14 protein-coding genes are annotated in these 13,536 nt (G+C 39.1%); 6 read left to right on the top strand and 8 right to left on the bottom strand.

The features are described 5' to 3' along the window. Nucleotides 1-2 precede the first annotated feature (2 nt). Together BMY50_RS09430 and BMY50_RS09425 are read right to left on the bottom strand one after the other, a co-directional pair. Nucleotides 3-944: a terpene synthase family protein gene (locus BMY50_RS09430; RefSeq protein WP_093322807.1), complete on the bottom strand. Its 942-nt coding sequence runs from the start codon at nucleotides 942-944 to the stop codon at nucleotides 3-5. Nucleotides 945-1,238: 294 nt separating this feature from the next. Next, entirely contained in the window at nucleotides 1,239-1,793 is a 555-nt protein-coding gene (locus tag BMY50_RS09425) for a DUF5655 domain-containing protein (RefSeq protein ID WP_093322804.1), read from the bottom strand. Nucleotides 1,794-1,877: 84 nt separating this feature from the next. Between BMY50_RS09425 and BMY50_RS09420 the strand changes: the two genes are divergently transcribed. Then, complete coding sequence (locus BMY50_RS09420; protein ID WP_093322802.1) at nucleotides 1,878-2,432, top strand: hypothetical protein; 555 nt, start codon at nucleotides 1,878-1,880, stop codon at nucleotides 2,430-2,432. A 30-nt stretch (nucleotides 2,433-2,462) separates the two neighbouring features. Here BMY50_RS09420 and BMY50_RS09415 read toward each other — a convergent pair whose 3' ends face one another. Further along, nucleotides 2,463-3,089 carry a hypothetical protein gene (locus BMY50_RS09415; RefSeq protein ID WP_238383700.1) on the bottom strand — a complete coding sequence of 209 codons (627 nt, stop codon included), beginning with the start codon at nucleotides 3,087-3,089 and terminating at the stop codon, nucleotides 2,463-2,465. Nucleotides 3,090-3,402: 313 nt separating this feature from the next. Between BMY50_RS09415 and BMY50_RS09410 the strand changes: the two genes are divergently transcribed. Both BMY50_RS09410 and BMY50_RS09405 read left to right on the top strand, forming a co-directional pair. Beyond that, nucleotides 3,403-3,987: a Crp/Fnr family transcriptional regulator gene (locus BMY50_RS09410; protein ID WP_093322797.1), complete on the top strand. Its 585-nt coding sequence runs from the start codon at nucleotides 3,403-3,405 to the stop codon at nucleotides 3,985-3,987. A 404-nt stretch (nucleotides 3,988-4,391) separates the two neighbouring features. Continuing rightward, entirely contained in the window at nucleotides 4,392-5,759 is a 1,368-nt protein-coding gene (locus BMY50_RS09405; protein WP_093322795.1) for an alginate export family protein, read from the top strand. A 71-nt stretch (nucleotides 5,760-5,830) separates the two neighbouring features. Here BMY50_RS09405 and mnmE read toward each other — a convergent pair whose 3' ends face one another. Beyond that, complete coding sequence (mnmE, locus tag BMY50_RS09400) at nucleotides 5,831-7,216, bottom strand: tRNA uridine-5-carboxymethylaminomethyl(34) synthesis GTPase MnmE (protein ID WP_093322792.1); 1,386 nt, start codon at nucleotides 7,214-7,216, stop codon at nucleotides 5,831-5,833. Between the two features lie 200 nt (nucleotides 7,217-7,416). On the opposite strand from mnmE, the gene BMY50_RS09395 reads away from it, so the two are divergent. Beyond that, nucleotides 7,417-8,565, top strand: a complete 1,149-nt coding sequence (locus tag BMY50_RS09395; RefSeq protein ID WP_093322788.1) for a lactonase family protein — start codon at nucleotides 7,417-7,419, stop codon at nucleotides 8,563-8,565. Between the two features lie 243 nt (nucleotides 8,566-8,808). Here BMY50_RS09395 and BMY50_RS09385 read toward each other — a convergent pair whose 3' ends face one another. After that, nucleotides 8,809-9,330 carry a GNAT family N-acetyltransferase gene (locus BMY50_RS09385; protein ID WP_093322776.1) on the bottom strand — a complete coding sequence of 174 codons (522 nt, stop codon included), beginning with the start codon at nucleotides 9,328-9,330 and terminating at the stop codon, nucleotides 8,809-8,811. A gap of 252 nt (nucleotides 9,331-9,582) precedes the next feature. Next, nucleotides 9,583-10,035 carry a hypothetical protein gene (locus tag BMY50_RS09380; RefSeq protein ID WP_139202241.1) on the bottom strand — a complete coding sequence of 151 codons (453 nt, stop codon included), beginning with the start codon at nucleotides 10,033-10,035 and terminating at the stop codon, nucleotides 9,583-9,585. A 270-nt stretch (nucleotides 10,036-10,305) separates the two neighbouring features. Here BMY50_RS09380 and BMY50_RS09375 point away from each other — a divergent pair, with 270 nt between their 5' ends. Together BMY50_RS09375 and BMY50_RS09370 are read left to right on the top strand one after the other, a co-directional pair. Then, nucleotides 10,306-10,608, top strand: a complete 303-nt coding sequence (locus BMY50_RS09375; RefSeq protein WP_093322766.1) for an ArsR/SmtB family transcription factor — start codon at nucleotides 10,306-10,308, stop codon at nucleotides 10,606-10,608. Nucleotides 10,609-10,624: 16 nt separating this feature from the next. Next, nucleotides 10,625-11,725 carry an NADH:flavin oxidoreductase gene (locus BMY50_RS09370; RefSeq protein ID WP_093322762.1) on the top strand — a complete coding sequence of 367 codons (1,101 nt, stop codon included), beginning with the start codon at nucleotides 10,625-10,627 and terminating at the stop codon, nucleotides 11,723-11,725. 122 nt (nucleotides 11,726-11,847) lie between these two features. Here BMY50_RS09370 and BMY50_RS09365 read toward each other — a convergent pair whose 3' ends face one another. Further along, complete coding sequence (locus tag BMY50_RS09365; protein ID WP_093322757.1) at nucleotides 11,848-12,696, bottom strand: alpha/beta hydrolase; 849 nt, start codon at nucleotides 12,694-12,696, stop codon at nucleotides 11,848-11,850. Further along, nucleotides 12,693-13,328, bottom strand: a complete 636-nt coding sequence (locus BMY50_RS09360; protein ID WP_093322752.1) for a hypothetical protein — start codon at nucleotides 13,326-13,328, stop codon at nucleotides 12,693-12,695. The genes BMY50_RS09365 and BMY50_RS09360 overlap by 4 nt, the downstream gene beginning before the upstream one ends. Nucleotides 13,329-13,536 lie beyond the last annotated feature (208 nt).

The following is a 13,536-nucleotide window of genomic DNA, read 5'->3' as shown; positions in this document are numbered from 1 at the left end:
TTTTACCTATATTCAAAGTAGCGCCGAGACATCTTGTGCCAGGAAAGGTTACCCTGAACAACCAGCTGTAGACGTTCAATATAAATGTTTACTTGGTCATTGTACTTACCAAAATCCGGAAGAGAGGAGCATAATCTTTCGAATTCTTCGAGGGCTTCATTATGCATTTGAAGGGTTTTGAACTGAGCTTCTTCCAAGCTGCATTTTTCTATATGTTGGATGACCAAGGAGACATTCATGATCTCCTTATTATAAATATCTTTCTCTATTGAATATAAGTCGTTCACGTAAATAATAAAATGTATGATTAGTTTCCACAAACGTTGAATATGGGGGTGCTGAAATACCATCTCCGGTAGAGCCGTATCCAACGTTAGGTCAACATAATCGATAAATGGGTAGCCTGCAACTTGGTCCTCTCTATATTTTATACATTCCTCGATGCTAGGATAGCGGATTGGAATACCCTCTTTATAATAGGTGGTCTCCGTTAAGATCGAGTCTATAAATTCATGGTTATGCTTTTTGAATCTTGCCAACCATTGAGGGGAGGCATGTAGCTTTTCGGTATCCTGCAAACAACGATTAAGTTGCTTGATAACCATTTCATCGTTTTGCTGAACAATGTTTTCACTAATGAAACTATTAACTCGCTTGCACTTATCTTGCAGTATATTAAACGGCAGCATCGAATATGTATCTTCAATCACAAAAGTATATACCAGGTATCTGATTATCGTATTGACTTGTTCTGAGTTTGCAAAAGGATAGAATTTGGCAATTAACTCTCCTGGGCTTGCTTGCTTAATCTTCTCTCTCAACCGGTTGTCAATTTCCGTGTATTCATCTATGACCCTTGCTGCATATTCTTCCATCGCAATAAAGCTTGGATTAATAAGATCCGGATACGAATAAGAAAGCTGAGAAGGTGAAAATGCGCCCATAATAAAGTTTTTTTTAATAATTCCTACTCTTTTCTTGGTTTTCGGAATTCCAGAATAGCTGAAAATATTAATGCTAAATGTAAGATTGTCCCGAATAAGATAATATATTCAGTCTGTTCATTTATTTGATTGATTCAAACAGGCTTTGGTGGTAGCACCTAACAATATTTTAAATCTAACTGGCGTACTTTTATGCATTCAATTGTTAGTGAAATTTTAATTTTGAGTAATAGCTGCGTATGCCATTTAACTAATAAATGACTTAGATTTATGTAACCAAAGAGATCATTTAAATTATAGTGCTTCTTGGTAAGCGGCCCTTAGCCAATTGATGATTTCGGGAGTAATGTCCTTTTCGTCGCTGAGGTTAATCTTATGCGAACACATGGCATTAGGGGTATTGATTGCTTCCAATATTCCTTCAGGTTTCTGGCCTTTCAGATTCAACCCTATTTCAAATCTTGTTTTGGTGGCCGCTTGTAAGATGGCAAATTGCTTTTTTCGCCTCAAACTCACATACGCATTTTTAGGAGCAACTTCAATATCTTTCCCGAATTTTAATATCTCGGTAAGTAATTTATCGTACAACGGTTTTAAATGTTCCTTTCCTTTGTACTGTTTCGCGATCAGCTCATCCTTATTTTCCACAGAACCAGCATCAGTACCTCGCGATTTAAGCGCTACAAGATTAGCAAAACCATGTGTAAAGGAATGCTCTTCTTTCAAGAATTTGAGGATCTCTCCGTGCTTGGCAAAATTCTTTTGTTTTACAATGATTATCCATTGTTCCAGTGTCTTGCCAGTATTCTTGTACAGATTATCCAGCATGGTCTTTTCTGCCTGATCCATAGGTTTAATTTTAGGTAACTTACTATCAAATCTAGTAAAAAAGCAACATATATGACACTATTTTTTCCCCTTTAAAATTCATAAATGCCTGCACTTTTTTTGAAACTGAAATCCGATGTATATTTGGGTGAAAAACGCAATACGGAAATGGCAATAAGCAAAAAAACAATTATTTATCAATCTCTCGATAAAACATCCTTATTCAAATTATTATCAGAAAATCAAATACTTCTCAATAATTACGCGCTTACGCTTTTGGATAATTTGCAGTTTAATTTCGAACGAAAAGATTCAAAAATAGTCGTAACCGAATTAAGTCTGGCGGACTTAAATTTCTCTATACCTGTAAATTATATGGAAATCGCTGGTGCTATCGTTGATTTCGGATTCAAACATTGCCCAGCTGGGTTAGCGCCATATATTAGGTTGGCATATACAGATCAAATTAATTCCATTAAGGATTCAAAAAATCAACACCCACCGGATTCTATCTTGATCTTTTCGAAACCATTATCCAACAAAGAGGATTTTCCTAAAGGTTTTTACTTGAGAAAAATTAAAAACCAACTATGGTTACGGGGATATATATGTGCTGAAGATTACAAATGGAGTTCCGACACGCGGATAATCGTGCTTTAATATGTCTTCGGTAAAATCGAACGATGTAGGTTATTTAATCCGCTCTGAAACATTATACCAGTTCCATTCCCAGGTCTTACCCTTATCGGGAGAAAATGCTTGACTCCAGACAGGGCGCTCTTTATTACGTGCATCCCACCGGAACATTACGATTACTTGTTTTCCATTGATAATGTCGTTTGTGAAGAAATGACCAACATTGTTTTCAAATGAACCTACCACCGGAGGGTCTAGTACACCCACATTGCTGGCTACCCAATATAAGCTCCATAATTTCGTTTGGGGATTGAAAAGGCGAAGCGTGAGTCCTTCAAAATGTTTACCTTCCAGCCCGGGCATCTCAGTAGTGGAATAGGTGTCAATATCTGCCGTGCCACTTAATATTTTCTGATTTTCATCGAAGGATACAAACGCTGTCCAGTCCTTACAGTTTTCAAGCCGCTTATTCAGCCTGCGGTTATACATTTTCCATTTTCCTACTAAAAAGTCAAAATCGCTCTGGGAAGAAGTGGCCGATGCAGTAATTTTTAGCTCTCCATTGGCGTCAAATTGCAGTTGAGGGATGGCTAAGGTGCTGTCGGTTCTTAACTCGTCCATCTGTTGCGCCCAACTAATATTGCAGCAGGCAAATAATAGGATTGATAGTAGATGTTTCATAATTGGTAGTGCAATCAACCTATACAAATATAAGATAAATGCTTTACTCCGTACCGAGAATGATATTGTTTTAACAAAAGAGGCACGAATCTGCCAAATTGTAAAGAAAGTGTACAGGCAAAATAACGTAGATATTTGTCTACAAAATACGGTTAAGGTGACGATCGAGTATGGAAGGTTAAAATTGTAACGATCAGAAATTCAATTGATTGTGTTGTGTTTTTAGTGACGGATCTAGTAATAAATTTCAAATTATCGTATATTAGCACAACACAAATATTCTTCTACTACTTAAAATAGACGCAAGGGTTATATGTACGACGCTTACATTAATTATCTGGGAAAATTTAGCTCACAACCATTAACAGGGGAGGATAAGGTATTGATAAAGCAGAATTTTAAGCCAATCAGATTAGGAAAAAGGAAATACATTTTACAGGACGGAGACGTTTGTAAGAAATTTGCATTTATTGTAAAAGGTGCGATGCGGATGTATTTCGTTGATGATAAGGGTCTGGAACATATTGTGAGGCTTGGGATCGAGGATTGGTGGATGGGCGACCGTGAAAGTTTTATAAATCAAACGCCAAGCCGATTCCATATCGATGCTTTGGAGCAATGCGACTTGCTTTGTATGACTTTAGATAACGCTAAGGAGTTGGAGAAAAAGGTTCCTGCCTTTCGGCAAATGATGAACAAGCTCGACGAACGTAACATCATGGCCAATGAACGACGCCTCACAGCGGCAATAAGTTTCACTGCTGAAAAGCGTTATATAGATTTTGCTCATTGTTATCCCGAGCTTGTTAGTCGTTTTCCTCAACATATCATTGCTTCTTATCTCGGTATCAATAAAGATACGTTAAGCCGTGTCAAACGCCGACACAATTTAAAATAACATTGTTATTTCTTGTCTTAATAGGCAGAATATTTTTCTGCCTATCGCCAAATGGATAGTTGATGCCGTGACAATCGCCAGCAAGAGTTGTTTAGCCCCCCTCTATTTTCTTGCCTCAATTAAAATAGTAGACATTTGTCTACTTACTTTTCCTACAAATATCTACGTTCTGTTGCATCCCGATTGTCGAGATTTGTGCGGCATCTTATAACGATGTTCATGTAGTACACGGGATCCATATTTCCATTGATTACCGTTCTAAAAAGCTGAAAAAAATGATTTGAACGGGATGTAAATATGCGAACGGTGTGAACCCTCCTTTGGGAATCAAAACGATGCACGATGAAAAGAAAACGATCCCAACCAAAACGGATCAAGAGATCAATCAATAACATATATGGCTAATGAAACTAAAAACTGTATTACTAGTAAGTCTCTTAATATTGGCAAAATTTTCCTATGCCCAAAATTTCAAACTGTTACGTTTTAATGAAGATTATTCAGCTTTGAAGGATAGTACCCGGACCTTTTACAACAGCTTGAAATACCTGCCGCTGTCGAAAAGCGGTAAAACCTATGTATCCTTCGGTGGCGAGCTACGGGCTGAATTGGATCGGGCACAGCACGAAGACTGGGGTGCAAGGAATGTCGGCAGAAATATTTTCTTGCTACAGCGGTATCAGCTGCATGCCGATCTGCATCTAAGTGACAGGATCAGGATCTTCGGGCAGTTAAGAAGCGGCTTGGAGAACGGGCGAAAGAACGGACCGCGGCCCATCGATGAAGATCAACTGAATGTTCAGAATCTTTTCATAGACCTGATCCCTTACAAGGGAATGGATGATAGGGTAACCATTCGGTTAGGGCGCCAGGAATTGCAGTACGGTAGCGGCCGGCTGCTCGATGTTCGCGAAGGCCCCAATCTTCGTTTATATTTCGACGGAGGCAAGGTTGCATATACTTCCCCAAAATGGAATGTGGATGCTTTCGTCATGGCGGCTGGCCGCGTAAAGACCGGTGTGTTTGATAATCCTATTAATCGAAAATCGAGCCTTTGGGGTATTTACAGCACACATGCTGTGGCTAAAATGCTCAATATCGACCTCTATTATATGGGTATCGACCGAGCTGAGGCCGGGTTTGATGATGGTGTTGCCACTGAAACCCGCCATACCGTCGGTACTCGATTGTGGGCGAACGGAAATGAACTGCTCTACAATTTTGAGATCGGTTACCAGCTGGGCAAGTTTGGCGCGGCTGATATCCGCGCTTGGGGCGGTTCAATGGATATCGGTTATCGCTTTGCTAACCTGAATGGAGCACCGACAGTCAAGCTCCGGAGCGATTTTATTTCAGGCGACGATACCAAGGGCGACGGTAAACTGGGTACATTTAACGCCTTATATCCGAACGGCGGCTATTTCGGTATGAACCCACAGGCTGGCCCGGGAAACCTGCTTTCTATTCATCCCAATCTGACTTGGAGCCCGGCTAGAAAAGTGCTACTTTCCTTAGAGGCGGTCTTCTCCTGGCGGCAATCCCTGCACGACGGTATTTATCGCCCAGATGGTACGCTTAGCCTGGGTTCCTCAAATTCAGACAGCCGATATATTGGCACAGCATATATTTCTACGGTATCCTGGCAGATCAACAGGTTTCTAAGCTACAGTGCTGGCGTGCAATATTTTAAGACAGGGGATTTTATCAATGACGTGATACCACAGCATAAAGATGGTTTTTTTATCAGTTCGCTCTTAGGATTTAAATTTTGATCAGAAGTGCACGAAAGACTGCTTTTAGAGTTCCTGCCGGCAGGGTCGGTGTTTTTAGTTGTTTGATAGGTTTATTTACCGATACAGAATTTACTGAAGATATTGTCGAGTAAATCATCGGTACTCACCTGGCCTGTGATCGTTCCTAGGTGATGAAGCGCCTGCCTTATGTCCAATGCCAAAAAATCGGATGTAATGGGATTGTCTATTCCATTTAAGACCTTATCTAACGATGCTTGCGTATTTTGAAGTGCCTCTACATGGCGTATATTCGTAACCAATACATCATCCACACTGATATCCTTTAAACTTACCTGGTTGAGAAGCTCTTCTTTCAGCTCTTCCACACCTTCCTCATTTTTAGCCGATATAAATATAGGATTAAATGGCTGGTACTGTTCCAACTGCGTGGCAGTCAATAAATCTTTTTTGTTGATAAGCAACACAAATGGTATTTGAAGTGTAATGATGTCGGCAACCTGTATAGCTACTTCATCGAATGCATCTTGAACGGGGTCAACCATATAAATAATCAACCTGGCTTGTAACATCTTCTGACGTGTACGTTCCACTCCCTTTGCTTCTATAATATCGAAAGTGTCCCGAATACCAGCGGTGTCGATGAATCGAAAAGTTATCCCTTGTATATTGATTTCATCTTCGATCGTATCTCTTGTGGTACCGGCAATTTCGGAGACAATAGCTCTCTCTTCATTTAAAAGGGCATTTAATAGGGTTGATTTACCTACGTTTGGTTTGCCAGCTATTACCACGGGCACTCCATTTTTTAGCACATTCCCCTGTTCAAAAGAAACGATTAATCGATGTAATACTTTATTTATTTGTAAAACAAGATCTCTTAACTGTAGCCTATTAGCAAACTCCACATCTTCCTCTGAGAAATCGAGTTCTAACTCAATCATCGAGGCAAAGTGTATTAATTGCTCCCGTAGTTGTTTTAACTCATTCGAAAAGCCACCACGCATTTGCTGCATGGCTACCTGGTGGGAAGCAGCGGAATTGGAAGCAATAACGTCGGCCACGGCTTCCGCTTGTGAAAGATCCATACTGCCATTTAAAAAAGCACGTAACGTGAATTCTCCGGCTTTTGCGGCACGAGCACCTTTCCGGATGAACAGTTTTATGATACTTTCAATAATATATTTGGAGCCATGCGTGGAGATCTCCACTACATGCTCTTTTGTATAGGAATGAGGCGCTATAAACAAGGATACAAGTACTTCGTCAATAATTTTATCGCCCTCATCTCTTATCGTTCCAAAATGAATGGTATGACTTGCTTGTTGTCTTAGATCTTTCCCTTTGAAAACGCTATTTACAATAGTTAACGCGTTTGGACCAGACAAGCGTATAACCGCTATAGCACCACTTCCAGACGGTGTTGCTAAGGCAACAATAGTGTCTGTGTTTTCTGCTTGCAAGCTTTCTAATGACATATATACAAAGATAAGTTTTTTAAATAAATGATTGTCGGATAAATTTGCCCAAATGGCAAAGACTGCCCTCTCGTCATGTAATGCAAGGGAGGGGGCTTGCGTACGAATAATAAAAGCCCCTCTTCATAAACGAATTAATGGTTATTGATAGCTGTTTTCCAGCTATTTTACCTATTTTTATTCTCGAAACAAAATGACCGATGTATAAACTACTATTTCTCCTTGCTATACTTTTGCCATTACCATGGCTGGTGGATGCCCAAGATACGATGAAGCCAGAAACTCCACAGTATTTATTGATTGGGACTTATACGAAAACACAGAGCGAAGGTATTTATGTGTACAAATTTGATCCACAGTTGGGTACTGTAAGACATGTAAGTACCGCTAAAAGTAAGAACAATCCATCTTATTTATCGATCGCACCTGATAAAACACATGTATATGCGGTAGGCGAAACTGGATCGGATAGAAAAGGAGGTGTAAGTGCTTTTGAATTGAATCATGCCACTGGCGAGCTAACATTCCTGAATTATGAAGCGATAGGAGGTAACGGTCCTTGCTATATCAATACAGATGATAACGGTAGGCATGTGTTGGTTGGCAATTACGCCAGTGGGAGTTTATCCGTATTACCTATAGCGGGAGATGGGAGGGTAGGCGTTCCGCTGCAAACCATACAACATACCGGTTCTAGTGTTGATAAAAGCCGTCAGGATAAACCCCACGTGCATTGTACGGAATTTTCGCCTGATAACCAATATTTGTATGTACCCGATTTAGGTATTGATCAAGTTAAGATTTATAAATATGATGTGGAGGCTGCCTTGCCACTGAAAAAAGCTAGTCCATCTCATGTAGCGCTTTCACCTGGCTCCGGACCTAGGCATATCACTTTTCACCCCAATGGTAAATGGGTTTATCTCATACACGAATTGGACGGAAAAGTAACTGCTTACGATTATAGCAATGGAAAGCTGACCGAGATGCAAACAATCTCCACGTTGCCAGAAGGATTTAAAGGCGTTATATCCGGTGCCGATATCCATGTATCGCCTGACGGTAAGTTCTTGTATGCTTCTAACCGAGGTGATCTGAACAATATCGTATATTATGCTATTGATACGAGTGGAAAACTTCAATATAAAGGGCAACAATCAAGCGGAGGTAAAACACCGCGTAATTTTATGATTGACCCCTCTGGTAATTTCCTGTTGGCAGCAAATCAGGATACAAACAATATTGTATTGTTTAAGCGTAATCCAGATACAGGGGCGCTTAGGCCAACTGGAGAAGAAATCAAGGTGCCGATGCCGGTATGCTTGAAAATGGTAGCTATAAAGAAATAATATCTTTCTTTTTGATTGCTCGCCTCTATCCTTAAAGTTTGTTATAAACTTTTATTACGTCCATTGCATTTTACGCGTTTAGTAAGACGATTCACCAAGGTGGTGTCGTGAAATAAGTAGTGCAGCTCTCCCAATGCTACTCGTACCGCGTTACGAATACATTTGGCCATGTGGCTCGCATGACCAAATTCGCTTGTGTTTTCACGTGCTTGCGCAAATTTTGAATCTTTAGCCATCCGTCGCTCAAGCTAGTTTATCGATATGTTTCCCATAAAGGCACAATAACTTGCCGTCGCGTTCAATCTCTTCCTGAAAAGTTAATCCTAATTTCTCTAATAGTTTAATAGAAAGGGTATTCTCTTGTATAACCGTTGCAACAATATAGTTGGAGAATGGATTTTTTAAAACCTCCTTTAATATTCTTTTTGCAGCCTCATAGGCGTATCCTAGTTTTCCATATGCTGGCAAAAAAGCAAAACCTATATCCCAATGTTCTAGATAATCTCTCTTGATGTAGGTTATGATGCCTATCGGTGCACCCCCTTCTTTTAAGCTAGCAACCCAATAGTTAACGATGGTGCTCTCTTGAATTTTTTGAATATAGTTACCTGCATCTTCCAGTGATTTGATATTTCTTTCTCCGATAAATGCGAGCCATCCCGGTGTATTCAATAATTCAAAAATAAAAGCTGCATGCGTGAAATTTACTTCAGATAGGTTCAATCTTTTGGTCTCGATCGTTTCAGCGTTTGGATTCTCTTGCATATTATATCAATTGGAAAAGCACACGCAGTGTTAAGCCATGAAGATAATGAATTTTCGAGGTAAATAACAGATGGTTGGGGATAAGCAGATAATTTTATATTACAATGACTTCTTCGATGTAAAGGATAAGTCATTAATTACTGTTTTTTCTGATTATAAGAAAGGCTAGATGTTTTATGTCTAGCCTTTTCTATTCAATATAAAGCGAAGGGTAGCTGGCATGCTAACCTCTGTACCCACTAGATTTTTAGATTAATATTGATATTGAATACTGTATTTACCGCCTTCACCAGAAATAGTTTGACTCTCTTCCTTTACTACTTTGCCATTAACCTCAGCCTTGTAACTGATTTTAATTGGTATGTTATCAAAATTTAGACAGCTGATACTAGCGGAACATGTTACAATTGGCATATTCGATTCAATAACATATGTCTTTTTGGTTGGAAAGCTCGCAGCATCAAAGTCTACAAGTGGTTCATTCGTTCTAACATTTCCATCCACTTTCCAGATACTATTTTCTTGGGTACCTGTTGACCCTACAAATGTGAAATCTGCTAATTCATTTTCCCCTACACCCTCAGCTGTAATGGTAAATTTTGCAGTTTTTGTTTCCATTCCTGGCTCTGGATCATCCTTATCCGAACAAGCTCCTAGCGCTAAAATGTTTACAGCAATAAAACAAGTAATTAAAAATTTTTTCATAGATTTTTTAATAAGTTTAATTTTTCGATTCCAAATCTCCTGAATACATCCCATTCAAAATGTCTTCTAACCATTCATAAAGATTGTTCCAAAGGTATATAGACCCAAAAAACCTTACAATTCCGGAATATCAGTGTTTTTTTCTACTGGTTTACTGGTAGATTTTTTTTCGTGAAAAATTATCACTGATGTAAACGACTAATTATCAAGTGAGCGTCATGATTTATTTCTTAATTGGGATATCGGGAAAAATCGATATACATTTGTTGCATGGATCAGTTAGAGATTTTTAAAGCACTTTCCAACAAGTCAAGGCTCCAAATCCTGGCATGGCTTAAGGAACCAGAAAAGTATTTTCCACCACAGGAACATGCCGATTTTCATGAGGTGGGTGTGTGTGTTGGACAAATTCAACAGAAATGCGGCTTAACACAGTCGACCGTTTCTGAATACCTAGGCATACTTATGAAGGCAGGTCTCTTGCAGTCGACAAGAATAGGACAGTGGACCTATTATAAGCGGAATGAAAAAGCTTTTGAAGCCTTAAGTGATCTTGTAAAATCTACATTATAATATAAAAACAGAACGTATGAGTACAATAAATTTGTTTAAACCTTTTAAGCTAAAATCACTAAATCTAAAGAACAGGATCGTTATGGCTCCTATGACCCGTTCATTTTCTCCTAACGGAGTGCCTACGGAAAATGTAGCATCTTATTACGCTAAAAGGGCGGCAGGGGATGTTGGCTTGATCTTGTCGGAAGGTACGGTAATAAACCGGGTAGCGTCATCAAACGATCCCAATATACCTCACTTTTATGGTGAAGAGTCATTGGCGGGTTGGCAACATGTTATTAACGAAGTGCACGCCGCTGGTGGTGCTATGGGACCTCAGATCTGGCATATGGGTATCATGGAAAATCATCATTCTGGGTGGCATCCCGCTGAACCATTTGAAGGTGCTTCTAGTTTCAATAAACCTGGGTTTGCAAACGGTAAGGCGATGAATGAAACGGATATAGCGGAGACCATTTTAGCCTATGGCCGTGCTGCAGCTGACGCTAAGCGTCTGGGTTTTGATTGTGTTGAAATACATGGTGCACATGGGTATCTTATCGATCAATTTTTTTGGGAGGCAACGAACGACCGTACCGATATTTATGGTGGGAAAACGTTGATAGAGCGCTCTAAATTTGCAGTAGACGTTATTAAGGAAGTTAAGCGGCAGGTTGGCGAAGATTTTACCATTATTTTACGTTTGTCACAATGGAAATCCTCTGATTACAATAATAAACTAGCTAAAACGCCATTGGAAATGGATGCCTGGTTAACGCTTTTGGCCGATGCTGGTGTAGACATTTTTCACTGTTCTCAACGTCGTTTCTGGGAACCTGAGTTTGAAGGATCGGACCTTAATTTTGCTGGGTGGGCAAAAAAGATTACAGGAAAAGCAACTATAACAGTCGGATCTGTTGGTCTTTCGGGAGAGTTCCTTGCAGCTTTCCGAGGCGAAAGCTCTGTTCCAAGTTCTCTTGAAGAACTCACCCGTAGACTTGATAGAGGTGATTTTGATTTAGTAGGGGTTGGTAGGGCTTTGCTGTCTGATCCTAACTGGGCACAGAAGATAAGGGATGACCGCTCAGCGGAATTAAAAGGTTTCTCGAGAGAAGCACTTGCTCAATTGGTGTAAAATACTTCAAAAAAAGGCAATTTGGGTCTTTCTATAAGTCCGAGATGATCAATCAATTACTTTATGGTTGGTCATCTCGGATATTTTTTTGCCTATATTTTACGCAAAAGAATTTAAATTCCTTATTCTATATAAATATTTTGCAAGGCCTTAATAAAACTTAGTTGTCCAGTATCCATATGATCCAACTCGTTATATAAAATATGCTTAAGACCTATTCTCTTATTGGTTGTTTTCGTTAACTGCTGCGCCAAATGTTCGATAGGAGCAATGGTCCACGTCTTGTCTTCCAAACTGCCAGCCGTTATAAAAATTGATAAAGAATCTGAGAGTCGACTCGTATTTAAAGCCGATGGTAATTTATTTAAGTAAGCATCGTGATACCAAAGCGTTGGACTGGCACTTACAATATGTTGAAAATGCGTATTGTTTGTTTCTATTTGTTGAAGCAAAGCAAAAAGGGTGAAATAACCACCGAATGAATGTCCGAGGATGGTCCTGTCGACTTGTTTTGTCCTGTACTTTTTATCTACCAAAGGCAATAACTCTTGGTTGATAAAATGAAGGAACTTTTCTGCTCCACCCGAAAGACTAACCTCGTCGGCCGGAAGCGCTTTTGGATATAAATAATCTCTTGTTCGCAAAGAATCCATTTCCATGATATTTCTATAGCCGATGCTAACCAAAATAATAGGCGGTAGAAGTCCTGTTATTTCATATTGTTTAACGAGTGGTGCTAATGTGGGAAAGTAGAAATTGCCATCTAGAACGAAGGCAACAGGGTATTTTTTGCTGGTAGAGTCTGTATATTCTGACGGTAATTGGATACTTACAAAGAAAGAGTCTTGTACCGATTTTGAATAGATATTGAGGGTGTCTACTTGCTTATTAGAGGTCGCTTGATCTGCCGCCGGGCGCGATGAACATGCCCAATGCAGGCAAATTAATAGTAGTAATGGAAAAATTTTCATGGTGTTTTCTTCTTAAATTCAGCTAATGATTTTTTGATATACATAAGACGGTTGTATTGATCTTCAAGCGGGTATATACCCGCTCTATACTGTTCTATGAACAACGTGAGAGAGTCGTCCGTTAAATGGGTGAGCTTTTTTATTTCGCTTTTTGAAAAGATATGATCAATGTAACGTTCTTTCTCTTCTTCTATTAAAAGCTGCTGTAGTTTATATGTTTTATCTTTTTTCTTTCCAAAGAGCGAGACGACCCTCAATACGTCTAATGTGAGTATAGATGATGTACTATTAGCACTTCTGGCAGAAGAAGTGTTCGAAAAAATGGAGGTAAATGTTGGCCTTCTATAGTTGAAAACAGGAGAAAAGTCTTTTCTAAGTGATAAAGAATCTGTTTTGTAGGTTGGTCTGGAATAAATATTTACCTCATTAAGTAAAATTGTTTTCTGCTTATTTTGTAGTGTGTCTAGATAGCGAGATACAATAGGGCCATTGGATAGCGTGTCAAATTCAAAGGTCTTATAAGGCACTAGTTTGGTTTGATTTTTATTGATTATATATTGAGCATTAAGTTGATGATAGCTTAAGAATATAAAAAGAGATGTCAGGAAAAAGAAAGGAGGGCAAAGTATCATGACTGGTTTTTTTTCAAATATATAATCATAAACTATTGTTAAGTAGTTGTTTAACAGTTTTTAACAGACTGATCATAAGCAGAATGAACAGTTTTTACATATAAATTGACCATTTTTTACCCCTTTGCAGCAATTGGCTTTTCGTAGATTTGCTTCATAATTATAAACTAAGTGCTGTCTAAATGTCGTTTCTTATCACCTCGACAGC

The organism is Olivibacter domesticus (assembly GCF_900109575.1).
In the GTDB taxonomy this organism is placed as follows: domain Bacteria; phylum Bacteroidota; class Bacteroidia; order Sphingobacteriales; family Sphingobacteriaceae; genus Olivibacter; species Olivibacter domesticus.
This window is presented reverse-complemented; position numbering and strand designations above follow the sequence as displayed.